Consider the following 24,037-nt stretch of genomic DNA (forward strand, 5'->3'; position numbering starts at 1 on the left):
CCAGTTTCGGAAAGGAGTTTTTACAATGGCGGAAAAACGACGTGACAGCAAAGGCCGCATTTTAAGAACTGGAGAGAGCCAGCGAAAAGATGGGAGATACGCATATAAATACACGGACAGCACCGGCAAGCCCCAATTCGTCTATGCCTGGAAGCTGGTAGCCACGGACAAGACCCCGGCTGGCAAGCGGGACGATGTTTCCCTCCGGGAAAAGGAAAAGGAGATCAACCGGGATATTGCGGACGGTATCGACACCGTAGGCAAAAAAATGACCGTCTGCCAGCTTTACGCCAAGCAGAACAGTCAGCGAGTGGATGTGAAGCGGGGCACCAAGAAACAGCGGGAGTACCTGATGGGCCTCCTGCGGGACGACCCTCTCGGCGGGAAAAGCATCGACGCGGTGAAGCCCTCCGACGCTAAGGAGTGGGCCATCCGCATGAGGGAAAAGGGCTTTAGCTTCCAGTCCATCAGCAACTACAAACGTTCCCTCCGAGCCGCGTTCTTCATCGCCATTGAAGATGATTGTGTTCGTAAGAACCCGTTCAGCTTTGCCTTGAACAAAGTTCTGGAGGACGACAGGGGCGAGAAAACCGTGCTGACGCTGGAGCAGGAGGTAAGCCTGATCAACTTTGCGCAGAATGACCCTGTGTATCAGAAGTACGCCGATGAGCTTATCATTCTGCTGGGAACCGGGCTGCGCATTTCCGAGTTCTGCGGGCTGACTACGAACCTTGACTTGAAGAATCGGCTGATCCGGGTAGACCACCAACTTCTGCGGGACAGCAGAAACGGCTACTACGTTGAAACGCCCAAGACCAAGAGCGGCTACCGGGAAATCCCTATGAGTGAGCCGGTCTATCAGGCATTTAAGCGGGTGCTGAAGAACCGGGGTAAGAAAACCACCGTTACGGTGGACGGCTACACAAACTTCCTGTTTCTCAAAAAGGACGGGACGCCGAAAGTGGGCATGAACTATAACGCCGTGATTACGGGCCTTGTGAAGAAGTACAACAAGTGGCACAAGGAGCAGTTGCCCAATATCACCCCCCACTCTCTCCGGCACACGTTCTGTACCCGTATGGCAAACGCCGGTATGAATCCCAAAGCGTTGCAGTACATCATGGGCCACGCCAATATCACCATGACGCTGGACTACTACACCCATGTTGACGCCTGTTCCGTAAAGGCGGAGATGGAGCGGCTGGCTGCGTAGTAAAAAAGGAAGTGAAAGGCCGCTTTTACTACTTCCGTACTACGTTTCAGCGCAAAGCCACGCCGGGATACGCCGAGATATGCGAAGAACTCTCCTAAACGGCAAATGGCGGAAACGCCTGAAAATCAAGGCTTTGCCACCATTTGCCGAGTTACATAAGGTTAGGGCTGGAAATTATAAAATCTTTATATAAATTTTATCATGAATTCATTATTTTTGACCGATCCTCTGGGAGGTTTTCGTGACAAAGGAACAGGCTATCGCAGAATTTTTTCAACATAATCAAATCGATCCGGCGCAAATTGCCAGATACCTCGATCCAAAGCTCGAACGTCTTTCCGAAAAAGTAGACCAGTGGCTGGCCATTGTCGAGCCATCTGACCGGGGGGTATTTTTGCGCCTGTTGAGCCGATATACTTATCTGACCAATGAGGCTTCTGTCCGGCGGTATCATGAGGGTATCCATATCCTGACGGAAAAGCTGCAACCCTTCGGCCTCTCCCTTTGTGATCTGTTATTTATTTCAACAGAATCGTCAGACAAACGGAAATCGGGAAGCGATCATGTCCGCACGGATTTGCACCGCCTATGTATGGGCCAAATAGACGCCTGCCAGATCGTTGCTTCCACATGCAGGTTGTCTGCAGATGAACTGGCTGGCTACCGTGGTTTCGTCTTTGTGGATGATATTGTCGGTACCGGCTTCACCCTGCGTCGGACAATTTCATCTTTTTTGGATCAATTTCCGGATTTTATTAATGCCCCGCTTTTTATGCTTTGTATCGTCCCGACGGACGCGGGCCTCTCTTACCTTATCGGACAGTTGAAAAAAAGAGACGTCAATATTATCCCGGTCTATAATCAGGAGTGGATCGCTGTCCCGGCGTTCCAGCACGCGGATATCTTCGCGGCCTCTGAGCGTGACGACGCTATAGAGCGGGTCCGAAAATACGAAGCTCTGATCGACGCGTATATGAAAGATCCGGAGAAATCATATATACTGGGATTTTGGGGTTGTAGACAGCTCGTATCATTTTACTATAATACTCCCAATAACACATTATGTACATTTTGGCGCTGGACTGATTCGCATACGCCGCTGTTTCCTCGGGAAAAGCAGCCCCAAATTCGATTAAAGTACTTACAATCGGTGAAGCGAAAAAAGGACGACAATGCATACAGAATCAAAGCTGAGCAAAGGACGGAGGAGAAATGAACCTGATCGATCATTTTGATCAACAGTTGTTGGGTTATCTGCGGGCGCACCCTGACATGCTGTTTCGCGATGCGGCCCGGGCGCTGGGCGTACATACAATGATCATAGACCATCGTATCCAAAAGCTCATGTCGCTGGGGCTCCTTTCTATGGAACCCCAGGGGGCTTTTCGCCTGACTGACCGGGCTTTGACCATCTGCACTTCGTTTCCAACGCCAGGAGATGAGGACCCGATCTTTTCGGAGTTTTCCTGGACAGACCTTTATATCCCGCTAAATCTCACTTTGGAATAAAACCGGGAACGATCAGACCGGGGTGAATTCGCCCCCATGATGAAACGGTTCTAACCACTGTTCACCGTGCGTGCGTCTTGTCCATTTCATTCCCTGCGGCGCACGCACGGCAAACAGCTAGGCAATTATTTTTAGAATTTATTTTAGTGATCGTTCCCGGTTTTATATATTATTGATGAAACGATGGGTTTGCAATGGAGCTAAATGATTATGTAAATCGGCTGCGTCATGCGATGAAGATCTCTGAAGCGCCCCGCTTTTCACCCGGTTATATTGCACAGTGCTGTACCTACGCGGAAAATCTGCTCAAACAGGGATTACCTGTCCTATTTGATCAAGCACATATTCGAAAGGTGCTTGGCATGGCCGCTCCCCGTCTCTGTGACTACCACAGGTTTGCCATCCCCAAACACAATGGAAGCCGGATCATCACGGCTCCCAGCCGCAAACTGAAGCTCCGACAGCAGTGGATCTATCAGAATATATTGATCCGAAAAGAAGCTTCCCCGTATGCCCACGGCTTTGTGCCCGAGCGGTCCATTGTGACAAACGCCGCTCTTCATATCGGGTATGCATACACATACTGCGCGGATATCACAGACTTTTTTCCATCCATTACACAAAAACAGGTTCTGCCGGTTTTTCGGAACATGGGGTACAGCAGATCCGCCGCCAGCACCTTGTGCGGCTTATGCTGTTACGAGGGGGTGCTCCCACAGGGAGCTCCCACCAGTCCATATCTTTCGAATGTGATCTGCCGCAGTCTTGATGAAGAGCTTGGCGCAATGGCGGAATGCTTCCACGGCGTATTCACTCGTTATGCGGATGATATTGCTATCTCCTCAAATCAGGAGCAACCATGGCTTTGGGAAGCGCTGGGGCGGATCTTGAGCAAGTATGGCTTTTCGATAAATTTCGATAAATGCAGAATATACAATCCGGGACAGCCAAAACGCATTACCGGCCTGACCGTACATGACCGTGTCAGTGTGCCAAAGGCTTTCAAGCGCAGATTGCGGCAGGAAATCCACTATTGCCAGCAGTTTGGCGTCACTGCCCATTTGGAAAACACAAAGGCGGTACGCTCTATACACTACCGGGAGCATCTTTATGGAAAAGCATACTATATCAAAATGGTGGAACCTGAATTGGGGACGCATTTTTTAGACGAATTATCCAAAGTGGATTGGCCCGAATAACTATTTGTTACTGTTATAGGCATGGTTCCCATTGTTTAGGGAAAATCCATGGCTAAAGATTCCGGCGTCGTTCAAAGATCGTCTAAGGAAGATTTATCTTTCTTGTATTACAAAGTTGATATTGCAGCGCGTGTGGATTATTTAATCCACGCGCGCGTTTATCTTTGTTCCGTATTCTGCTCTATTGCTATCCATCGCGGGCGCTTATCTTTAATATACAAATCGCTTATGAATGATTTGTTCATCTCTACAAAACAGATCGTTTATATATGTTTTTTTGCGTAGCCGCTTGACGAATGCACATCCATAATTTAGAATAAAACCGACCGGTCAAGTAGGAAATTTCCAGAAGAATACGTGAGGAGGGTTTACGGCGAATGATTACATTTTTTCTTTGCCTGGCTTTACTGATTGTCGGTTTCTTTACCTATGGAAAACTGGTGGAGCGCGTCTTTTGCATTGACGACCGGCAGACGCCGGCTCTTGCGCACCCCGACGGCGTCGATTATGTTCCAATGAAAACCTGGCGTATTTTCCTGATCCAGCTTTTGAACATCGCGGGGCTTGGGCCTATCTATGGCGCCCTGGCCGGTGCGTGCTGGGGGCCGCAGGTTTATCTGTGGATCGTATTCGGTACCATTCTGGGCGGCGGCGTCCACGATTTCCTTTCAGGTATGATGTCTGAACGCCATGACGGCGCTTCTATCTCGGAAATTGTCGGCACATACATGGGCAAGGTCATTTCCTTTATTATGCGTGTTTTTTCCGTTGTCCTGCTGCTGTTGGTCGGCATCAACTTCTCGGTCGGCCCGGCCGCGCTCATCGGCATGCTGACTCCCGAGGTCCTGAACACCTCGTTCTGGCTGGCTGTTATCATGATCTATTACCTGCTGGCTACCTTCCTTCCGATCGATAAGATTATCGGCAAGATTTATCCGATCTTTGGAATCTGCCTGATCATCATGGCTGTCGGCATCGCGGGGACTCTCCTTCTGAATCCGGCATATTCCAGCCAGATGCCCGAATTGTGGAATTCGCTTGCGGTCGTTCATCCCAAGGGGCTTCCCAAATGGGCCATGATGTTCGTCACCGTCGCCTGCGGCGCAATCTCCGGCTTCCATGCCACCCAGTCTCCGATGATGGCGCGTTGCATGACTTCCGAAAAGGAAGGCCGCAACGTCTTCTACGGCGCGATGGTTGCTGAAGGCATCATCGCTCTGATCTGGGCCTGCGCGGGCGTCACTTTCTACAATGGCGTCGGCCCCCTCTCAGAAGCCATCAGCGCCCTTGGTCAGGGCACGGTTGTTTACAATATTTCCACTACCCTGATGGGTCCGGTCGGCGGCGTGCTCGCTATGATCGGCGTCATCGCCTGTCCGATCACATCAGGGGACACGGCGTTTCGTTCCTGCCGTCTGACCATTGCCGACTGGTTCCACGTCGACCAGTCCAAGACTTCCTCCCGCGCCGTTCTTTCCATCCCCCTGTTGGCAGTCGGCGCATTCACCGCCATCGCCCTTCCGTTTGATATTCTGTGGCGCTACTTCTCCTGGTCCAATCAGACGCTCGCAATGGTAGTGCTTTGGACGGGCGCTGTATTTCTTCATAAGTTCGGCTTCCCGCCGGTGTGCTGCTTTATGGCGGCGCTGCCCGCCGCTTTCATGTCCGCGGTCAGCATGACCTATATCCTTCAGGCTCCGGAAGGGTTCCGGCTCGCTACTTCTATTGCCTATCCTGTGGGTATCGTTTTTGCGCTCGTTTGTCTGGCCCTCTTTATTTATCAGACTTATGTCCGCAGCGGCAAAACGGCGCAGCCTACAGCGCAGGGCAACGCCTGATTGCACAGCTTCAGTTTTAAAAGCCGCGCGTATGGAACAATCCATGCGCGCGCTTTTTTATGTTTTGCAGACAGCATCCGGCCTTTGACATCCGGATTTTGATATGGAAAGTTTTTTAAAACGGTTGATTTCCGCCTGTAGATATAGTACCCTTTTAACAAGACCCTGTATTCACAGCCCTTGAACACTGTCTGTGTAGGTCTTTTGTCCTGCTCCGCATTAAATTTTCTTGCCAGGTGGCAGCCCGCCTGCGAGAATCCGCCTTGGCCGGGTACAAAATCCCCCCGTCTATCCAGTGTTCCCTGACTGTGAATACAGGTTCCAAATACCCTAATAAAGTTTGCAGGTGAATCCAATGATACATCTGAAGCGACTGGCCGTGCTCGCAACGGCCGTCTGTACCCTGTGGGCCGTGGCCGTGCCCACGTTGGCCGTTCAAACACCCGGCGGCCTGGATATTGATCAAACAGGTGATCTTGTCAACGGCAGCTATGTGTATCGTTCGTCTGTAACGCTTACGCTCGTGCCGGAGCATCCGCAGGACACGCTGCTCATTGAGGACGGCGGGGTCTGGATGGAGCTGACGCCGGACAAGGATCAAAATTATACGCTCACCTTCCGCCAACCGCGGGAATATGCGCTTCGTTTCTGTACCCAGGCGTCGGATGGCACACGTGGCGAACCGCGCGCGGAAAATTTTACAATCGATCCCATACTTGCACAGCTTATCGACGACAGCCGCGCGCTTCCAAACCTGCTGACAGCGACTGACAGCGAGGTGGAGGCGCAGCGCGCAAAGATTATGGACGTGCAGTCGCGTTGGAGCGATCTGACCGAAAGCCAGCGCGCACTGTTCCCTGTCTCAGAGCAGTACCGTCTGACAAAGCTTGTTGGTTGGTTGAGCAATATGCAGCCAACCATCGATGTGCATGCGCCCGACACGCCCACCATTGTTTTAACCGGAGCGAAAGCGCCGAACGCCAATGTATTTTCCGGCAAGGTCGATGTTGAGGTGCGTCCTGCGACGCTCTATGATCTGGAGCTTGTCTGTATTCGTGAAAATGATGGATGGCAATATATAGAGCCGACAGACGGCGTATACACCGTATCGTTCACAAAGCCCGGCAGCTATGCTTTTGACATCTGTATACGCGACGCCGTAGGCAATCACAGCCCGGCCCGGCGCGTCGCCTTTACGATCTCCAACGAACTTTGCACGTATTTAACAAAGGTTTCCACCGCAGCCGGCGCGGACGCGGAAGCCGCTCTGATTGAATATTACGCCATGCCTGCGGCGCTGCGGGCACAGGTGGACGCGCAGGTAATCAAACGCCTGCAAACGCTTTGCGGATGGCAATATGATGCGTATAACCTTGGCTGGCAAGCGTCTGCCGGAGAGCGTCCCGTGCGCGCTGTTGGGATGCTCGGCGCATTTTTACAGGGCGGCGTCCGTTTTTCCGTGACCGGCGCGCCAAGCAGCCAGTCTCTGCCCAATGTTGCCAAGCAGACGCTTTACGCTTATTCTATCGCTTTTATAGGCGCCGACGGCGGCGCCGCTGTGCCGCAGTCCCCCATTCTGATCCGTGCGGTGCTTCCGCGATCCCTGCTCGGGAAAAAGGGCGTCCAAATGTATGACGATACGGGCGCGCCCTTGCAGACGCGTGTAAAAAGTGAGGACGAAGGGATCGTGCTTGAATTTACGGTTGCACGGGCGGGTGCTTATTATATGACCGCGGATATGTGAAGCGCCCCCGAGGCGCCGAAAGAGCCGGTTCCAACTGGAACCGGCTCTTTTGGCGCCTCGGGGGTAAGGGGCGCGGCCGGGGGCCTGCCTGCGGTGCAGGCAGGCCTCAGACAAACGCCGCCTGGCGTTTGTCTGTCCTGCGCACATGCGTGCGCAGGCCCGGCCGCGCCATCCCCTCCCCCATACTTTTAAAGCGTAGGGGTATCGCATACCGTTTCATTCGAAACCTGTCTGGAGTCCTTTACTCGGTTTCGGCGCGACCGCCACAGCAGGCCGCACCCAATCAGCATCAGCAAAATCTGCGCAACCGGCAGAGAAATCCAAACGCCATCTATCCCGATCATGTGCGGGAACACAAAGGCCAACAGCAGCGCAAGCAAAACCGCTTCTCCGTAAACCATCACGTATGCAGGACAATTATGCTGTGTCGCATAAAAATATGCGGTTGTCACACGGCAGAACGCAATTGGGATAAACCCGATTGTAAAGACAGGCATGGCCTCGGCCGCCAGCGCAGCCGCTTCACCCGAAGCGCCAAAAAACACAGGAATCACCGCGCGCAGCAGGCACAGCGCGGCGATATTAACAGCAGCCGTCACCGCCGCGAAGCCATAGGCAAGATTTCGCACAATCTTTGTCCGTTCCGGCTGGTCCATACCAAAATAAAGGCTCATCTGCGGCTGGCTTCCATCACCCACCCCCTGTAACAACAACATGACGACGGCAGTTGCATAAGAGATCACCGCATACGCGGCCACGGATGATTCTCCTCCATAGACGGACGCCGCTTTATTGAGCAGCATAATCACAAAGAGCGGCGACATCGCAAGTCCAAACGGCGATACTGCCGTGCGCAGAATGGAGCCGCACATATGACCGGTTGGCCGGACCGAGCCGTTTCCAGTCCGGAAGGTTGAACGCCACAGATAAAATGCACAAGGGAGCGCTGTGACAATCTGTCCAATGACCGTGGCGCCGGCTGCGCCAGCCATCCCCCACTCGAATACAGAAACAAACAGCGCGTCAAGTGCGATATTTGTAACAAAGCCGGCAATCATTGCACCCATGGCGGCAAGCGCACCGTCGTAATTTCGAATCAGCGGCGCAAGCGCCGTGGCGGCAAGCTGGAATGGGATACCCAGCAGAATCACTTGGAGATAAACAATCGCCTGTTCCAGCACTTCACCGCGTGCACCAAGAACGGCGAGTGCTGGTGCGCCGAATGAAAAAAGGCTCGCCGCAAGCAGGACGCCGGCGGCGGCCAGCAACAAAAACGCGCCTCCCAGATGTCCGCGTTCGCCATGCGTATCACCTCGGCCGCGGCAAACAGAAATACAGACTGCCGCGCCCATTCCAATGCCTGTTCCGGCTGCTTGAAGCAACGCGGACAGCGGATAAGCAATGTTGACAGCGGCCAGCCCCACGTCGCCAACGCTGCGGCCAATAAAAAATCCATCCACAATCGTATAAAGTCCTGAAAAAGCGAAAGCCGCCATTGCAGGCAATACCTGTTTAAAAAACTGTTTGACCATGACAAACTCCCTGTTTTGTGTTAGAATAAGACCAGTATAAACCTTAAAGCAGCTTACATGTCAAGCCCCTGCATCCGCTATATAAATAAATCATGTAACCAATCCATAAAAGCCTGGATTCCCTGGATAGCCATTCAATACAGAAGCTGTCTTCTAAACTGTTTTGTTAAAAGATAGACCAGGAACCTGCGGACAGTCATGCAATCATAAGGATATTTATTAGGGGCTGTTTGAAAAATCAAAATTCCCGTTTTTGTGTTGGAGGCCCATAATGAAAAAAGATGATTGTATCGCCGCTGTAGCGCGGCTGTTTGGCGTCGCACCGTCGGCGCTGCGTTATTGGGATCGCATCGGGCTTGTCCGGTTTGAACGTGATGAGCAGAATAATTACCGCCGCCCCTGCATCCAGACTATGCTGGATATCTCCAATGTACTTTTGTTCCGGCGGCTATCCATTCCCCTGCGCGATATACGTTCCCTGCCCGATATGGACGCCGGCCATCTTGACACCCTGCTCGTGGAAAATGAACAAAAACTCTCAGCACAGATTGACGAACTGGAAAATGCCATCGAGCATATCCGTGCAATGCGCAGCGCCATCGCGCGCCTGGACCGGTTGCGCACAAGCGCAATCGCACCTGTGCATGACCAGCTCCCGGCAATCCGTCCCTTTTCTTTTGAGGATGAAGCCAGTGTGCAAACATATGTTTACGACGTACATGAGTCAGGCATTGTAATCTCCCGCGGCAGCACGCCGGCCTATGGAATCTTCTGCCCTTCAGACACCGGCCTGCGCTCGGATGCGCTTAAGCAGCGGGACGATACGCCACGCAATTACCTGTATGGATTGCTGCGCGTCCTATCGGACGACCCAGCGCAAAACAGTGCGGCTGATTTTGCTGCGGCTGCACAAGCAGCGGGATATTCAGCCGGTGCGTTGTACGGACGGTTTATTGTCTCAGCGCATGAGGAGAGCGCGCTGTATGATTATTATGAAGCATGGCTCGATATCGGCTGATTTTTATAAATGCGCTTGTGATTAAGCGTCAAATATGATAAAATAACCACAAAATGGTTCTGATTCCTTTTATAGTCATCCATCTATTGATTATTTGTCAGGCAACCGCTTTTTGGCGGATAACTTTGGAAAAAGGAGCGGTCATATGCAGTTTCAGTATTATATTCCCACGCGCATCCTCTTTGGTAAAGGGCAATTAAGCGCCCTGCACACACAGCAGCTCCCCGGCAAAAAAGCGCTGATTGTTACAACCGGGGGCCAGTCGGTCAAAAAATTCGGTTATCTCGCACGCGTCGAACAGGAGCTTGACCGCGCGGGCGTCAGCCATATTTTATTTGACAAAATCCTGCCGAATCCAGTTAAGGAACATGTCATGGAGGGCGCCGCGCTCGCCAAATCATCTGGCTGTGATTTTATCGTTGGGCTTGGCGGCGGCAGCGCGATCGATTCCGCCAAGGCCATCGCTATCATGGCCGCCAACAGCGGCGACTACTGGGATTATATAAACGGCGGCAGCGGCAAGGGTCTGCCCGTGCCGAACGAGCCGCTGCCGGTCGTCGCAATCACGACAACAGCCGGTACCGGCACGGAGGCCGACCCATGGACCGTTATCACAAAAACGGAAACAAACGAAAAGATCGGCGGCGGCTATGATAAGACATTCCCCGTGCTTGCGGTTGTCGATCCCGAACTGATGACCACAGTTCCGCCGCGCCTGACGGCTTATCAAGGCTTTGACGCGCTGTTTCACAGCACAGAGGGCTATCTCAACAATACCGCCTATGTGATGAGCGATCTTTACGCGCTTGAAGCAATCCGTTTGATCGGTAAAAGCCTGGAAACGGCTGTCAAAGACGGTTCCAACCTGGATGCGCGCGCTGACGTGGCGCTGGCCAACACGCTTGCCGGTATGGTGGAATCAACTTCCGGATGTACCTCCGAGCACAGCTTTGCACACGCGCTCAGCGCTTTCCATCCGCAGTTTGAACACGGTGCGGCGCTCATTTCCGTAAGCTGCGCCTATTACAGCCATTGGGCAAAAAGCGGCTGTTGCGATGAGCGCATGGTGCGCATGGCGCGCGCTCTGGGAAAAACAGACGCCTCCAAACCGTCCGACTTTGTCGACGCGCTGGCCGCGCTGCAAAAAGCGTGCGGCGTCGACGATATCCATATGAGCGCCTACGGCGTGCAGCGCGAACATCTGGAGCAGTATGTCCAAAATGCGCGCGCCACCATGGGCGGGCTTTACGCAGTCGATCCTGCGCCGCTTTCCGACGACGATGTGCGCGCAATTTTTGAAGCCTCCTGGCGCTGATGATACGCAGAATTATCCGCCGGGGCCTGCTTTGTGCCGGCCCCGGCGGCTTGGGCCAAGGGCGCGCCGCTTGGGCGGCGCGCCCTTGGCCGTCCTGCGGGCCGCGCCATGCGGCGCGGCCCGCAAGACAAACGCTCAGGCAATCCAGCAGGGGCGCAGCGCCCGCATACTGCTGTTGACCAGATCTGCATAATACACAAGGCAATCAGGCGAATTTTGTGCAAGGCGCAGCGTGCGCGCATCGACCACAAGCAGATTGTGATTATAGCTGCCGCTGCCGGACCGCACCTGTACCAGATCTCCGGCACACAGAGACGCCGCCGTTGGAACAACCGTCACGCCAAAATCAGCGCCGCGCATCGCATATTCCCAAAATCTCCCGACATTTTCCCAGGCGGGCGACCCGCCCCCCACGCCGGCAAACCATTCGTCCGTCATCGCCGTCATGCCCTCCGGGCTGTCGCCGCCGCCAAAACCGGCGCGGATGCATTGGGAAGTAAAATTGGCGCAGTTGCCAAGCCAGTCGCCGATATCGTAATATTGGGGATTGGGCGGCTTCATCCATCGGGCAGCATAAGACGCCGCCATTTCCCCATCATAGGTTGCCGCGTCCGCCGGCGCCTCAGGCGCCGTACCGGCCGGCAGGCGTGCGAATTCCATGCGCAGACGCTCCATCGCCGCACGATTCGACGGCACGGCCGGCGCAGCCCCTCCAAACCGCCGCGCCGCGCCCGGGTACTCGTGCATCGTCACCTTCCAACCGCCGCCATCCCGGCGCAGGCGCACCGTATGCTGTGCGTTTACCGCCAGCATTGGCGGATATGCCTGCCCGGCTTCGCCCGTTACCATAAAATGAAGGTCCGTCTCCCCCTCGCCGGGCGCGCCGAGCGTCTCCATCCGCGGGTCCTTCAACTCGCTTTCATCTATCCATACAATCGTGTATGGCAGCGGCTTGACCGGCACATAACAAAGATGGCTGTTCATCAAAAGCCGCCTTCGCTGGATTAAAAGCCGCAGCCAGAGCAGTTCGTTTTTGACTGCCCGGCTCTCTGTATCCGCCACCGCCGACAAGTCGAGCGGCTCCATCGTCAGATACGATTCATACTGCCCCTCCAGATAAGCCCGTACCGCCGCCTGCGGAGCGAACAGCCCGTCTGTTTGATAAGTGCGTGCGCCTGTCAAATAACCCTGACGCAGGCCGGACGCGGCCTGTTCATGCACCGGCGCCGCCGGAATCCCGCAGGCAATCGCGCAAGCCGCCACAAGCGCCCCCAAAACGGCCGCCAAGCGCCCTTTACCCATTCGTTCCACCCCCCTGCCTCATCTATATGCGCATTCAGGACTATCTTTTCCGTCCGGTTTGGGGCTGTTTGAAAAATCGGAAATACCATCTTTTTCTACAAACTGCAGCAATTCCTCTCTTTTTAAGCAAGCCCTGACCTCCCGGCGCGCTCTCGAGATTTTTTCTCTGCGGCCATTGCATCCATTCCAGAAACATGCTACAATATATAGCGTTCGTACAATATATGGAATACCAGATCATGTTAGAGGAGCAAATAATGAAAATTGGGAAAAACGCACTGACCGTTCTGGAACGGCGTTATCTGAAAAAGGATGAACACGGGGAAAATATCGAAACCGTCGAGCAGATGTTCCGGCGTGTGGCTGATGCGATCGCGGCGGCCGACGCCGTCTACAGCGATAAGGCGGATATCGCGGCGCTGTCCGACCGTTTTTATGAGATGATGACAAACCTGGAATTTCTGCCGAATTCACCGACCCTGATGAACGCAGGCAAGGAGCTTGGCCAGCTTTCCGCCTGTTTTGTGTTGCCGGTGGGCGATTCGATGGAGGAAATTTTTGAAGCCATCAAACAGGCGGCCCTGATCCACAAATCGGGCGGCGGTACGGGCTTTTCGTTTTCGCGCCTGCGCGCAACCGGCGCGACTGTGCGCAGTACGGGCGGCGTAGCCAGCGGCCCCGTCAGCTTTATGCGCGTGTTCAACATGGCCACCGAGGCCGTCAAACAGGGCGGTACGCGGCGCGGCGCAAACATGGGCATCCTGCGCATCGACCATCCCGATATACTGGAATTTATCGATTGCAAGAAAAACAACGCCGACATCACCAATTTCAACATCTCTGTCGGCATCACCGAGGAATTTATGCAGGCGGTCCAGCAGGGCAACGCCTATGACCTGGTCGATCCCAAAACAAAGCAGGCCGTCGGCCAGCTCGACGCGCGCGAGGTCTTTGACAAAATTGTTGAAAGCGCGTGGCGCAACGGCGAACCCGGCATCATCTTCCTCGACCGGCTCAACCGTGACAACGTCGTGCCCTCGCAGGGCGAGATCGAAAGTACAAATCCCTGCGGCGAGCAGCCCCTGCTCCCATATGAGTCATGCAACCTTGGCTCGATCAATCTTGTCAATATGCTTAAATATGAAAACGGCGCATACGCCGTCGATTATGACAAGTTCGCCCGCACCGTGCGCGACGCGGTGCATTTTCTCGACAATGTGATCGACGTCAACAAATATCCGCTCGCGGAAATTGACTTTACCACCAAACAGACGCGTAAAATTGGGCTCGGCGTGATGGGCTGGTCCGATATGCTCGCCTATCTGGGCGTCCCTTACAATTCCGACGAGGCTGTCGCGCTCGCACGCCGCGTTATGAAATTTATCACCAAAACCAGCCGCGCCGAATCGGCCGAGCTTGCCAGGGTGCGCGGCGCGTTTCCACTATTTGAAAAGAGCGTCTATGCGGGCGGCACGCCGCTTCGCAACGCCACTGTCACCACGATTGCGCCGACCGGCACGCTTTCCATTATCGCCGGCTGCTCCTCGGGCGTCGAGCCGGTATTTGCCTATGTCTTTATCCGCAACGTTATGGACGGCACCGAAATGATCGAAGTCAACCCTGTCCTCAAGAAAGTCCTGGAGGCGCGCGGCCTGTACAGCGACGATTTGATGAAAAAGATCGCCGCCGAAGGCTCGCTCCAGCATATCGAGGAGATTCCGGCCGATATCCGCCGTGTGTTCGTCTGCTCGCACGATGTAAGCCCGCTTTATCACACAAAGATGCAGGCCGCATTCCAGCAGTTCACCGACAATGCTGTGTCCAAGACCGTCAATTTTAAGCACGACGCCACCATCGATGATGTGCGCGAGGTTTATATGCTTTCCTATGAGCTTGGCTGCAAAGGCGTCACGATCTACCGCGACGGGAGCCGCGACAGCCAGGTGCTCAACATCGGTTCTGTCAAAAAGGAGGGCGCCCCGGCCAAAGCAGGACCGTCTGTCCCCTTCGGTCAGATCAAGCCGCGCCCGCGCCCCGAGGTCACCTGCGGGCTGACAGAGCGCATGAAAATCGGCTGCGGCAACCTGTATGTGACAGTCAACTACGACGAGCAGGGCATCTGCGAAGTGTTCACCTCGACCGGCAAGGCGGGCGGCTGCCCGTCGCAGTCGGAGGCGACGGCGCGGCTCGCGTCGATTGCGCTGCGCTCCGGCGTGTCAATCGATGAAATCCTCGATCAGCTCCGCGGCATCCGCTGCCCGTCGACCATCCGTCACGCTGGGATGAAGTGCACCTCCTGCCCGGATGCGATCGCGCGCGTCATCAAAAAGACGGCCGATATGATCGCGCTCCAACAGGGCTTGCCTGCCGCCGCGCCGAGCGCGCAGCGCGCATCCAGCGCGGCGGAAACGCCGGATGCGGTCGAGCATGGCTCGAAGTTCTGCCCGGAATGCGGCAGCGCGCTCGAGCATGAGGGCGGCTGTGTGAGCTGCCGAAGCTGTGGTTACTCGAAATGTAATTGATGCCCGGGAAAGTCCCCCTATACCCGCCGTATCCTTTCATTTTGATAAAGGGGCTGGTTTTCCGGTGAAAATCCTGCTACAATCAGGATAGAGGATTTACAGTATCGTATGTAGGCGGGCTTTCTCCCCGCTTCAGCCAAAACGGAAAAAAGGAGGTCCACAGCTTGTGAAACGCTTTCTGTCAGTTTTGACTCTTCTTGCGCTGACCGCCGCCGTCACAGCCTGCGCCGGCGTTTCCATGGATGAGCAGAGCAGCTCTTTGTCTGCGCCTGTGCAAAGCGCCTTGGGGGATGCGGCCACAGAAGCGGAGACACAGGCTGTTTCCATTATATTTCCCGCGTATGACGAGGCTAATCCGCAACAGGTTCCCGCTGTTGATCAAGCCAATTCCGCCACAAAGTTCCAGGTAGAGATGGCGCTCCCCGCAGGCTGGACAGTCAGCCAAACGCCGCCCGGGGATGTGGTTTCTGTCCCCGGTGATTTTTATACGCCGCTTTCCGTTTGCAGCGGGGACGAACCCATCGGGTATATCGGTTTTAACGTTTTTGAACCTTTGGGCGGCGATATCCCGCAGGAGGAGTATTATAAGGCGGTTTACCCCGGACTGCGCCTTTCCTCCTTTTTCCACTGGGATCCATATACCGCGGTCGCAACCACGGATACGGCGGAAACCGGCGTGGCGGAAATCTGGTATCTCGATCCCAATGAAATAGACAAACACCCTGGCGCGGCGCCGGATGTCCCCCAACTGGAGACGTATGGCGTGCTTTCTTACGACAAGCAACTGCGCGTTTATATCGGGATAGCGTTTCTGCCGGGCGCTCTGGACCGCGCGCAGGCCGAAGCGATCGCCGAGAGCGTCAGCTTGTCTGCGCTTGAATAAACACACTTGGAATCCCACGCATTTCGGGCCTGTTGACAAAGCCGCCGTACCCAAAACAGCAGCGCTCGATTCCGGCATCTTTCACAGGAATCATGCGGCGGATTTTCCCTTTCCAATAAACTCCAATTATATGAAAGGCGGTGCGGCACATGAATGTCAGGGAGATTGCAAAGCTTGCGAATGTTTCCATTGCGACGGTGTCGCGCGTGGTCAACCGCCCGGAGGTTGTCCAGCCGGAAACGCGCGCACATGTCCTTACGGTCATGCGCGCCCACAATTACAACCCAGCCTCACGCGGAACTGCTGCGCGGACAGGCTCTATCTGCCTGTTGGCCGGGCACGCCGGTGATTATCTTGTGCAGCGCCTTCTCTCCGGGGTGGAAAATGTGGCCGCGCAGCGGGACTGCTCCGTATATCTGTGCGGTACGGGCGGCCGCTCGGAGGAGGACCTGCTGCGCGCGGTGGTTGGGCAGCGGTTCGACGGCCTGATCATCTGCTCCTCCTCGCTTGGCGCTGAAAGCGCAGCGCGCCTTGTAAATGCGCATATGCCATTTGTTCTTGCGGGACGCTGCCCCGCGGCCGCGCATTTCAACGCCTGCTACGTCAATTTCGAGGAGGGCGCTTATCGCATGGCGCGCCATCTGCTGGAGCTTGGCAGAAAACGCCTGTGGCTTTTGACAAACGGACGCCGGCCAAATGTTTCGGCCAGTATGCAGGAGGGCCTGCTGCGGGCGCAGCGCATGGCCGGTCTGGAGCCGGACGGGGGGCGTGTCCTGCACGCGCCGGAAAACAGCGTGCACGCGGGTTATGAAGCGGCGTTCGAAGTCCTCTCCGGCAGTCTGCCGGACGCTGTTTTCGCCTCCGGCGACGAACTGGCCTTCGGCTTTATGAAGGCGCTGCTTGAACACGGGGTCGATGTGCCGGGCGAAGTTGCCGTCACAGGCTTTACCGATTCCCCCACAGCCGGCATTGTAACGCCGGAGCTGACAACGGTCGAACAACCGGCGCACCGTCAAGGGATGGTTGCGGCCCGTATGCTGTTCGATATGATCGACGGGATTCCGGCCGCAGACGCCACGCCGCAGGAAATCGTTCTGCTGCCAAAACTGAAAATCCGCGCTTCCTGCGGCAACAGGAGGCATATCAACACCCTATTCGAGTAAAGCGTATCCCGAAAAGGAGGACATGTCGATGGCAAAACCCATACCCTTTATGGGCCTGGCGCTGAAAAATCCTGTGATCATCGCGGCGGGGCCATGGTCGGGCGGCGCGGCGGCTATCCAAAAATGTATTGACGCGGGCGCTGCGGCCGTCATCACAGAGACGATCGTGATGGAGGAGCCGCGGCTTTTCAGCCCGCGCATCTACTATCATGACGACGAGCTGCTCAATCTCTCACTGTATGGAAAGCGCACCCTCGAGGAATGGGAGGGCGAGGCTGAGCGTGTCCGCAAGGACGGCTGCTACCTGATTTGCAGCATTCGCGCCTCCAGCCCGTCAGAGATCGCCTATATCGCCCAAAGGACAGAACGGCTTGGCGCCGACGCGCTTCAGCTCGACCTGTATGCGCCGATGGATTCCATGATCGAGGACATCCATCTCCAGCCTGAAAAGCTTTATGAGTTTGTTCATGCCGCGGTCAGCGCCGTCTCCATTCCGGTCATGACGCGTCTGCCATACAATCTGGTCGCCAGCGCGCCCCATCTGCGCGCTGTAGAGCGTGCGGGACTGCGCGCCGTCTGTGCGATTGAAAGCCTGCGCGCGCTTTCCGGCGTTGATCTGGAAACAAAAACAACCCTTATGCCGACCTACGGCGGCTATACAGGCCGTCACATCCGGCCCATTTCCTTGGCTGCAACAGCGACGCTCGCTCAGTTGACCGATCTGCCCATCTGCGGCGTCGGCGGTGTTGAGGATTACCGCGGCATTCTTGAATTTATCATGCTTGGCGCCGCTGCCGCGCAGCTCGGTTCAGCCATTATGCTGCACGGCTATGATCTGATCTCCAAAACCGTGCGCGCGCTGGAGGATTGGATGGACGCGCATGGATATGACGATTACGCATCCATCACAGGCGCAGCGCTGTCGTCGCTTACCCCGTTTGAAAAGGCTGTGCACCGCCGCGCCGTCTGCCGGATGACGCAGCCTTGCAGCCGTACCGGTTGCGGGCTGTGTACGTGCGGCTGTATGTACGGCGCGCTTGTTATGGAGCCTGACGGCGTGCATCTGAACTCCTCGCAGTGTACCGGCTGCGGGCTGTGTGTCCAGCGGTGCCCGCAGGGACTGTTTTTCCTGGAAACGTTCTGACTATAAAGACAGCCGGCATTCCGCTACGGAATGCCGGCTGTTTCGAATTTTCGAACCGTACGCTGCTTTAATTTACCAAATCCGCTTTCAGGCCCGGCACCCTGCCGGAGGCGCTTTCCAGCAGGGCGCGCCCCACCTGATTTATATATACCGTCTTTTCTGTCTCGTCTACCCTTGTCAAATGCCCGTTACGGACAACGACAACTCCATCAACAACCACCGTTTCCACCATGCGGGCGTCACCGCTGAGGACAATGCAGTCCACAGGGTCATTACAACCGCCTGCATATTGCATCTGATTCCAATTCATAAGGATAAAATCGGCGGCCATCCCAGGAGCCAAATAACCAATATCATCTCTTGCAAGTGCCTTTGCCCCTCCAGCTGTCGCCATATAAAGTACGTCCTCTGCATTGGCCGAAGCATCTCCCCAGCTCAAACGGTTGAGCAGATAGGACACCCGTATCTCCTCCATCATGTTTGCGGAGTTGCTGCTGGCGGCGCCGTCCACACCAATACCGAATCGAGTTACGCCGGCGCGCAGCAGCTCCGGTACCCTGCAGGAGCCTGAACTGAGATACATATTAGAGATGGGGCAGGTTGAAATACCCGTATTCGTTTTGGCCATGAGCGTAACTTCATCATCTGAAAGATGGATGCAATGCGCATAATAAAAACGATCACCGAGCATATCATGACGGCGAAACCATTCCGCCGGGCTGCAACCAAATTTTTCCAATGTATATTCTACCTCATGACGGCTTTCGGCCAGATGCCCATGCACCATGATATCCAGCTTTTCAGCCAGGTCTATGGTCGCCCTTACAATTTCTTCCGTTTCATATTGCGCAATGCTTGGCCCGACGCCGACCCGGCACATGGAAAAACGGGAACGGTCGTGGTATTTTTTGACGAGGCGCTCCGTATCCGCCATCACTCCTTCGGTCGTATCAACGACTTCAGGCGGGACAATATCGTTTGCGACCGAATGGTACGCCCGCACCGGATGAAAACGGATTCCTAATTCCCGCGCGGCTTCAATTTCCGCATCAACCAGGCCGGTTACGCCTACCGGATGAGGATACCAGAGATCGTTGGATGTTGTAATACCTGTCTTTAATCCATCGCCAAGGCTGGCATAAACGCCGGCGCGTGCCACATCCGTATTAAGGTTTTTATATATCTCATACATAACGGTCAGCCACGGTTCCAGCCTTAAGCCCTGCGTCGCCTTGATATTGCGTATCAGCGTTTGCCATGTATGGTGATGCGTATTTACAAAGCCGGGAAGGATAATGCGTCCTTGCGCATTTATGATCTCGTCAATCTGTATGGACCCGGCCAGTTTTGTTTCCAAATGTACGCCAACCTCTTTGACCTGATTTCCTTGGATCAGTAAATCTCCATGGCGATAACGGGTTCTCGCCTGATCCATGGTAATGATCCAGTCGGCATTTTTATACAGGACTGTTTTCATATAAATTTTCTCCTTCCCAGATCATTCCTTATACAGATTCTTCCATCTTCTTTTCCCTCAACAGCAGACTTAAAACCACTGCGGTGATCGCCGTTCCCGGCACGCCACTGAGGATGGATGAAACCCAGAAAGGAAAGGCCGAAAGGGCATCGGCAACCATACTGAATCCTACCCCTACCGCCAGTGAAACGCCGACAATCGTTGTAGTGCGAGCATCCAATTCGCTTCCCTTGATGACGTTCATGCCGGATACAAGTATCGTGCCAAAGGCAGTCAGCGCAACGCCGCCAAGGACAGGCTCCGGGATTGCGGAAAAAACAGCGCAAAGCTTTGGGCATAAGCCGCACAACGCGACAACCACACCGGCTATCGCTGTAATAAACCTGCTGGTTACGCCGGAGATCCCGCACAATCCAATATTGGCACTGCCCGATATCGTCGGAACCATATTAAAGGCGGACGAAATTACGCTGCTGATACCTTGAGCCAGAATACCGCCGCGCGTCTCCCGATCAGAAGGCAAGCGATTCTGCGCAAGCATGGCCGCCGACGCCTGATCCCCCATGAGCTCCACCAGTGCAAAAAAGCTGAGAACTGTAATTGTAATAATCGGTCCAACCTCAAATCGGATTCCAAAGTGAAGCGGCTGAGGTACACGAACCCAGGCTTCCGTCGCAATTGCGGAAAGGTCTAGCTTTCCAAATCCGGCACTGATTGCTGACATCACCAGAATCGCGATCAGGGGCGACGCCTTGGACAGAAAATTTTTTCTGCCGAAATGATTTAAAAGTACCATGATAAGAATAGTTCCAAAGGCCAGCATTAGGTTCACTGGGTCTCCATAGTCTACTGAACCGGTACCGCCGGCGCAATATCCGATACCCACTCCGCAAAGGCTGAGGCCCAGCGCCATGACAACTGCGCCTGTAATGTACGGTTTAAACAGGCGGGACAGCTGTTTATGGAACACAATCCACAGGAATAGGGTAACAATGCTGCCAATAAGGCAAGCGCCCGTAAAGACATCCAACCCATATTGCATTCCAAACGCAATACCCGGTGCTACAAATACAAAACTGCATTCAAGCGGTATCGGCAGCTTTGCACCAATCGGCCCGGCTCCTATCGTTTGCAGAATTGTCGCAATCCCGGTAACAAGCAAGCATCCTGCAACCAAAATTGTAATTTCAGCGGCATTCAGCCCTATCCCCCCTCCAATTAGCAACGGAACCGGCAATACGTTAAAAATCAGCACAACAATTTGTTGAATACTGAGCGGAATCGCTTCGCCTGCGGGTGGACACTCGTTCAATGTATAACCGCGTGCTATTTTTTTCATATTCAATATCCCCTTTTTAAGTACGAATTTCGTCTCGATTCTGCATGTAACCCTGTACACACAGAAACGGTCAGGCAGCAATCCGTGAGGCTTTTTTTCAAAAAATCGGGAAATTATTCGACCTGCTTATCGGGGAGGATCAGGCTCATCTTGTTCACCCCCATAAGTATAAGCATTGTACTGGCAGCGCGTCTCGCCACGGCCGCCCAGATCGCGGCATGACGCGCCCCGATGCCGGAACGAATACAAAAACGTATTGGTTACACTGCTCTCATGAAGCTTGTCAACCAGGCCGGGATACAGATCCGCCTTGACAATATAGGGGACGCCGGCCGGCGCCTTTGTGATGACGTTGCCGTCCGGCGCAACGATCATACTCATTCCAAACGCGGAGCACGCCGCTTCCACGCCGACACAGTTAACTGCGACAACATAACACTGGTTGCAGTAAGCACCCATTTTGTTTGTGATATCCCACCCGTTTTCCCACGGGCTCATGTAATGGGTCGGGCGCACAATGATGTTCGCGCCATTGTAAGCGGCTTCGCGCCAGATCTCGGGATAATCGCCATCAGCGCAAACGATCGTCGCAATTTTCGATCCCTTTGGACCGGGCGTAACAGGGCATTCCCAACCGGGATAATGGCGTTCCGTTGGAATCCATGGATTCATTTTGACATACCGATGAACAACCTCGCCCTGATCATTGATCATGATTGCGCAGTTACCGGGGCTGTCGTGTCCATCGAGCTTCAGAATTACGCTGAAAATACCCCAAACGTGCAGGCGTGTGCAGGCCTCACGCAGACCGCGTGATTTCAGGTGAATCAAGCGTCAAGACAACGTTTAGCCGCTTGGTCGGGTGCATCCCCTGTACAGCGAATTCCGGGGTAACAAACAGGTCATAACCTGGAAATCCCCTCGCGCCCGTTTCCATGTACTGGATGATGGTATCAATGTTGCGGTTGACCTCCTCCATACAATCCGCATGGATCGGTTCGAGCTGTGCACAGACGACGCTTAGCACCTCTGATTCAACCTTTCCTCCGACGCCGTGGCTGCTTCCGACGATCATAAAAATCCCTCCTTTTTTATGAAACAAATCTGTAACAGGTTCTAAAAAAAACCTGCCTACAAGACTTTTTCCTTAAAGATATTTTTGTAAATCTTACAAAAATATCTTTACTTTCACGACTAATTGTGTTATTCTTTGTGTAACAAAATGTAACACATCTTCAACCCAAAGTCAAGTATGAATCAAAAAAATCATACTGTGGCGTACCCAAACCCATAACAAGGCATTAACAGGAGGAAATAATATGCAACTGTTGATTCAAAACGCGAAGCTGCGCGGCCGCGACGGTACGGTCGATATCCAAATTGAAAACGGCCGTATCAAACACATTGCGCCAAAAATTGAGGATGCACAGGGCGAGGTAATCGACGCGCGCGGAAAATTGACGACGCCGTCCCTGATCGATCCGCATATCCATCTCGATAAGGTCAATGTATTCGATGTTGTCCGTCCGAACAAAAGCGGTACGCTCAAAGAAGCGATCGAAATCCTGTGGGATCAAAAGCGTATCTACACCGTCAATGATATCGTTGCGCGCGGCGAGGACGTCGTGCAAAAGGCGATCAAAAACGGCACGCTCGCCATCCGTACGCACGTCGATGTTGATACGATCGGCGGTCTGCGCCCGCTTGAAGGCGTTCTCGCGCTACGTGAAAAATATAAGAACGTTGTCGACATTCAGATTGTCGCCTTTCCACAGGAGGGTATTGTCAAGGACCCGGGCTGTGACAAGCTGATGTGGGAGGCTATGGAGGCCGGAGCCGATGTCGTGGGCGGTATGCCCGCCAATGAAAACTGCCCCGCTGACAGCCTTGCACATGTGAAGCTCTGTTTTGACATCGCCGAAAAGTACAACGCCGAGATCGATATGCACGTCGATGAAACAGACGATCCGTTTTTCCGCACGCTTGAGATGGTCGCAGACGAAACGCTTGTGCGTGGCTGGCAAAACCGCGTGACAGCGGGCCATACCTGCGCGCTGGCCGCTTATGATGATCATTATGCGTCCTATGTGATCGATAAAGTCAAAAAGGCCGGCGTTCATATCATCACAAACCCTGTCACCAATCTGATGCTCCAGGGACGCGGCGACAAACAGCCGATCCGCCGCGGCATTACGCGTGTTAAGGAGCTGCTTGCAGCCGGAGTCAATGTCTCTTACGGACAGGATTGTGTCAAGGATACGTTTTACCCCTATGGCAGCGGCGATATGCTCCAGGTTGCGAATGTAGTTGCACATGCCGCACAGATGAGCTTGCCCCATGAAATCGAAAAGGTCTATGACATGATTACATACGACGCCAACCGTATCCTGAAGCTGGATGGCTATGGGATTGAAGAGGGCTGCCGCGCCAATCTTGTGATCGTCAACGCCGACGACGCGCGCGACGCCATCCGTTTGAATCCGGAACGTCTGTATGTCATCCGTGACGGGCGTATCGTTGCCAAAACCGCCGTCGATACACAGCTTTTTCTCTGATTTGCCATTACTTCTTCTTTTCCATATCGCCATGGGGACCAGCCGCTGAACCGAGCGGCCGGTCCCCATGGTTTTATCCGCATACCTTTTTTAAAAAAAAGGTATGCCAAAAAACTTTCCGGCTTTTTTGAAAAAAAGCCTCGGCAAAAAACTTTAGCCGGCTGCGCCGCGAATAGTGGGTTGGTGCTACATAATTTGATTTACGCCGCGGCGATCAAAGGTTTTCGCCCGCCTTTTGGAGAAGGCAGCGCCCTAAACTCCGCGCAGCCGGTACGCGGACTGCA

Annotated in this window: 19 protein-coding genes; 13 read left to right on the plus strand and 6 right to left on the minus strand. The window is 54.3% G+C overall.

Annotated features, from left to right (window positions below):
- The first annotated feature begins 25 nt into the window (after window positions 1-25).
- The 6 genes from FMM72_RS16455 to FMM72_RS16480 all read left to right on the plus strand — a co-directional run bounded on the left by FMM72_RS16455 (window position 26) and on the right by FMM72_RS16480 (window position 7,503).
- Window positions 26-1,213 carry a site-specific integrase gene (locus tag FMM72_RS16455; RefSeq protein WP_162222043.1) on the plus strand — a complete coding sequence of 396 codons (1,188 nt, stop codon included), beginning with the start codon at window positions 26-28 and terminating at the stop codon, window positions 1,211-1,213.
- A gap of 241 nt (window positions 1,214-1,454) precedes the next feature.
- Window positions 1,455-2,429: a phosphoribosyltransferase-like protein gene (locus FMM72_RS16460; RefSeq protein WP_162222044.1), complete on the plus strand. Its 975-nt coding sequence runs from the start codon at window positions 1,455-1,457 to the stop codon at window positions 2,427-2,429.
- The gene (locus tag FMM72_RS16465; protein WP_160209857.1) at window positions 2,426-2,722 is read left to right on the plus strand and encodes a hypothetical protein; all 297 of its coding nucleotides are present in this window, start codon (window positions 2,426-2,428) and stop codon (window positions 2,720-2,722) included. The genes FMM72_RS16460 and FMM72_RS16465 overlap by 4 nt, the downstream gene beginning before the upstream one ends.
- A gap of 194 nt (window positions 2,723-2,916) precedes the next feature.
- Entirely contained in the window at window positions 2,917-3,921 is a 1,005-nt protein-coding gene (locus tag FMM72_RS16470; RefSeq protein WP_162222045.1) for a reverse transcriptase family protein, read from the plus strand.
- Between the two features lie 377 nt (window positions 3,922-4,298).
- Window positions 4,299-5,759, plus strand: coding sequence for a carbon starvation CstA family protein (locus FMM72_RS16475; protein ID WP_162222046.1), 1,461 nt, complete (start codon window positions 4,299-4,301; stop codon window positions 5,757-5,759).
- Between the two features lie 355 nt (window positions 5,760-6,114).
- Window positions 6,115-7,503 carry a hypothetical protein gene (locus tag FMM72_RS16480; protein WP_162222047.1) on the plus strand — a complete coding sequence of 463 codons (1,389 nt, stop codon included), beginning with the start codon at window positions 6,115-6,117 and terminating at the stop codon, window positions 7,501-7,503.
- Window positions 7,504-7,691: 188 nt separating this feature from the next.
- Here FMM72_RS16480 and FMM72_RS16485 read toward each other — a convergent pair whose 3' ends face one another.
- Window positions 7,692-9,035 carry an MATE family efflux transporter gene (locus FMM72_RS16485; RefSeq protein WP_160209861.1) on the minus strand — a complete coding sequence of 448 codons (1,344 nt, stop codon included), beginning with the start codon at window positions 9,033-9,035 and terminating at the stop codon, window positions 7,692-7,694.
- Window positions 9,036-9,306: 271 nt separating this feature from the next.
- On the opposite strand from FMM72_RS16485, the gene FMM72_RS16490 reads away from it, so the two are divergent.
- Both FMM72_RS16490 and FMM72_RS16495 read left to right on the plus strand, forming a co-directional pair.
- Window positions 9,307-10,053, plus strand: coding sequence for a MerR family transcriptional regulator (locus tag FMM72_RS16490; protein ID WP_160209862.1), 747 nt, complete (start codon window positions 9,307-9,309; stop codon window positions 10,051-10,053).
- A gap of 145 nt (window positions 10,054-10,198) precedes the next feature.
- On the plus strand, window positions 10,199-11,368 hold the full coding sequence (locus FMM72_RS16495; protein ID WP_162222048.1) for an iron-containing alcohol dehydrogenase: 1,170 nt from the start codon (window positions 10,199-10,201) through the stop codon (window positions 11,366-11,368).
- A gap of 135 nt (window positions 11,369-11,503) precedes the next feature.
- Here the strand turns inward: FMM72_RS16495 and FMM72_RS16500 are convergent, their stop codons facing one another.
- Window positions 11,504-12,670 carry an amidase domain-containing protein gene (locus FMM72_RS16500; RefSeq protein ID WP_162222049.1) on the minus strand — a complete coding sequence of 389 codons (1,167 nt, stop codon included), beginning with the start codon at window positions 12,668-12,670 and terminating at the stop codon, window positions 11,504-11,506.
- Window positions 12,671-12,927: 257 nt separating this feature from the next.
- On the opposite strand from FMM72_RS16500, the gene FMM72_RS16505 reads away from it, so the two are divergent.
- The 4 genes from FMM72_RS16505 to FMM72_RS16520 all read left to right on the plus strand — a co-directional run bounded on the left by FMM72_RS16505 (window position 12,928) and on the right by FMM72_RS16520 (window position 18,382).
- Complete coding sequence (locus tag FMM72_RS16505; protein ID WP_162222050.1) at window positions 12,928-15,192, plus strand: vitamin B12-dependent ribonucleotide reductase; 2,265 nt, start codon at window positions 12,928-12,930, stop codon at window positions 15,190-15,192.
- 166 nt (window positions 15,193-15,358) lie between these two features.
- Window positions 15,359-16,075 (plus strand): hypothetical protein, encoded by a 717-nt coding sequence (locus FMM72_RS16510; RefSeq protein WP_160209866.1) that lies wholly within the window; start codon window positions 15,359-15,361, stop codon window positions 16,073-16,075.
- Between the two features lie 149 nt (window positions 16,076-16,224).
- The gene (locus tag FMM72_RS16515; protein WP_160209867.1) at window positions 16,225-17,238 is read left to right on the plus strand and encodes a LacI family DNA-binding transcriptional regulator; all 1,014 of its coding nucleotides are present in this window, start codon (window positions 16,225-16,227) and stop codon (window positions 17,236-17,238) included.
- 28 nt (window positions 17,239-17,266) lie between these two features.
- Window positions 17,267-18,382: a 4Fe-4S binding protein gene (locus FMM72_RS16520; protein WP_160209868.1), complete on the plus strand. Its 1,116-nt coding sequence runs from the start codon at window positions 17,267-17,269 to the stop codon at window positions 18,380-18,382.
- 67 nt (window positions 18,383-18,449) lie between these two features.
- Here the strand turns inward: FMM72_RS16520 and FMM72_RS16525 are convergent, their stop codons facing one another.
- From FMM72_RS16525 to FMM72_RS16540, 4 genes are all read right to left on the minus strand, one after another.
- Window positions 18,450-19,859 (minus strand): amidohydrolase family protein, encoded by a 1,410-nt coding sequence (locus FMM72_RS16525; protein WP_162222051.1) that lies wholly within the window; start codon window positions 19,857-19,859, stop codon window positions 18,450-18,452.
- 28 nt (window positions 19,860-19,887) lie between these two features.
- A complete protein-coding gene (locus FMM72_RS16530) occupies window positions 19,888-21,198 on the minus strand; it encodes a uracil-xanthine permease family protein (protein WP_162222052.1) in 1,311 nt (436 codons plus the stop codon).
- Between the two features lie 126 nt (window positions 21,199-21,324).
- Window positions 21,325-22,029: a nitrilase-related carbon-nitrogen hydrolase gene (locus FMM72_RS16535; protein WP_162222053.1), complete on the minus strand. Its 705-nt coding sequence runs from the start codon at window positions 22,027-22,029 to the stop codon at window positions 21,325-21,327.
- Complete coding sequence (locus FMM72_RS16540; protein WP_162222054.1) at window positions 21,998-22,273, minus strand: hypothetical protein; 276 nt, start codon at window positions 22,271-22,273, stop codon at window positions 21,998-22,000. The genes FMM72_RS16535 and FMM72_RS16540 overlap by 32 nt, the downstream gene beginning before the upstream one ends.
- A gap of 244 nt (window positions 22,274-22,517) precedes the next feature.
- Here FMM72_RS16540 and FMM72_RS16545 point away from each other — a divergent pair, with 244 nt between their 5' ends.
- On the plus strand, window positions 22,518-23,753 hold the full coding sequence (locus tag FMM72_RS16545; protein WP_162222055.1) for an amidohydrolase family protein: 1,236 nt from the start codon (window positions 22,518-22,520) through the stop codon (window positions 23,751-23,753).
- The last annotated feature ends 284 nt before the right edge of the window (window positions 23,754-24,037 follow it).

The organism is Anaerotruncus colihominis, assembly GCF_010206195.1.
GTDB lineage: Bacteria > Bacillota > Clostridia > Oscillospirales > Ruminococcaceae > Anaerotruncus > Anaerotruncus colihominis_A.

Bases quoted from the DNA above. Each gene is read 5' to 3' on its own strand.
- FMM72_RS16495 (WP_162222048.1), top strand. From the start codon at position 10,199: ATGCAGTTTCAGTATTATATTCCCACGCGCATCCTCTTTGGTAAAGGG.
- FMM72_RS16475 (WP_162222046.1), top strand. From the start codon at position 4,299: ATGATTACATTTTTTCTTTGCCTGGCTTTACTGATTGTCGGTTTCTTT.
- FMM72_RS16470 (WP_162222045.1), top strand. From the start codon at position 2,917: ATGGAGCTAAATGATTATGTAAATCGGCTGCGTCATGCGATGAAGATC.
- FMM72_RS16520 (WP_160209868.1), top strand. From the start codon at position 17,267: ATGGCAAAACCCATACCCTTTATGGGCCTGGCGCTGAAAAATCCTGTG.
- FMM72_RS16480 (WP_162222047.1), top strand. From the start codon at position 6,115: ATGATACATCTGAAGCGACTGGCCGTGCTCGCAACGGCCGTCTGTACC.
- FMM72_RS16530 (WP_162222052.1), bottom strand. From the start codon at position 21,198: ATGAAAAAAATAGCACGCGGTTATACATTGAACGAGTGTCCACCCGCA.
- FMM72_RS16465 (WP_160209857.1), top strand. From the start codon at position 2,426: ATGAACCTGATCGATCATTTTGATCAACAGTTGTTGGGTTATCTGCGG.
- FMM72_RS16545 (WP_162222055.1), top strand. From the start codon at position 22,518: ATGCAACTGTTGATTCAAAACGCGAAGCTGCGCGGCCGCGACGGTACG.
- FMM72_RS16485 (WP_160209861.1), bottom strand. From the start codon at position 9,035: ATGGTCAAACAGTTTTTTAAACAGGTATTGCCTGCAATGGCGGCTTTC.
- FMM72_RS16525 (WP_162222051.1), bottom strand. From the start codon at position 19,859: ATGAAAACAGTCCTGTATAAAAATGCCGACTGGATCATTACCATGGAT.
- FMM72_RS16505 (WP_162222050.1), top strand. From the start codon at position 12,928: ATGAAAATTGGGAAAAACGCACTGACCGTTCTGGAACGGCGTTATCTG.
- FMM72_RS16500 (WP_162222049.1), bottom strand. From the start codon at position 12,670: ATGGGTAAAGGGCGCTTGGCGGCCGTTTTGGGGGCGCTTGTGGCGGCT.
- FMM72_RS16490 (WP_160209862.1), top strand. From the start codon at position 9,307: ATGAAAAAAGATGATTGTATCGCCGCTGTAGCGCGGCTGTTTGGCGTC.
- FMM72_RS16455 (WP_162222043.1), top strand. From the start codon at position 26: ATGGCGGAAAAACGACGTGACAGCAAAGGCCGCATTTTAAGAACTGGA.
- FMM72_RS16540 (WP_162222054.1), bottom strand. From the start codon at position 22,273: ATGATCGTCGGAAGCAGCCACGGCGTCGGAGGAAAGGTTGAATCAGAG.
- FMM72_RS16515 (WP_160209867.1), top strand. From the start codon at position 16,225: ATGAATGTCAGGGAGATTGCAAAGCTTGCGAATGTTTCCATTGCGACG.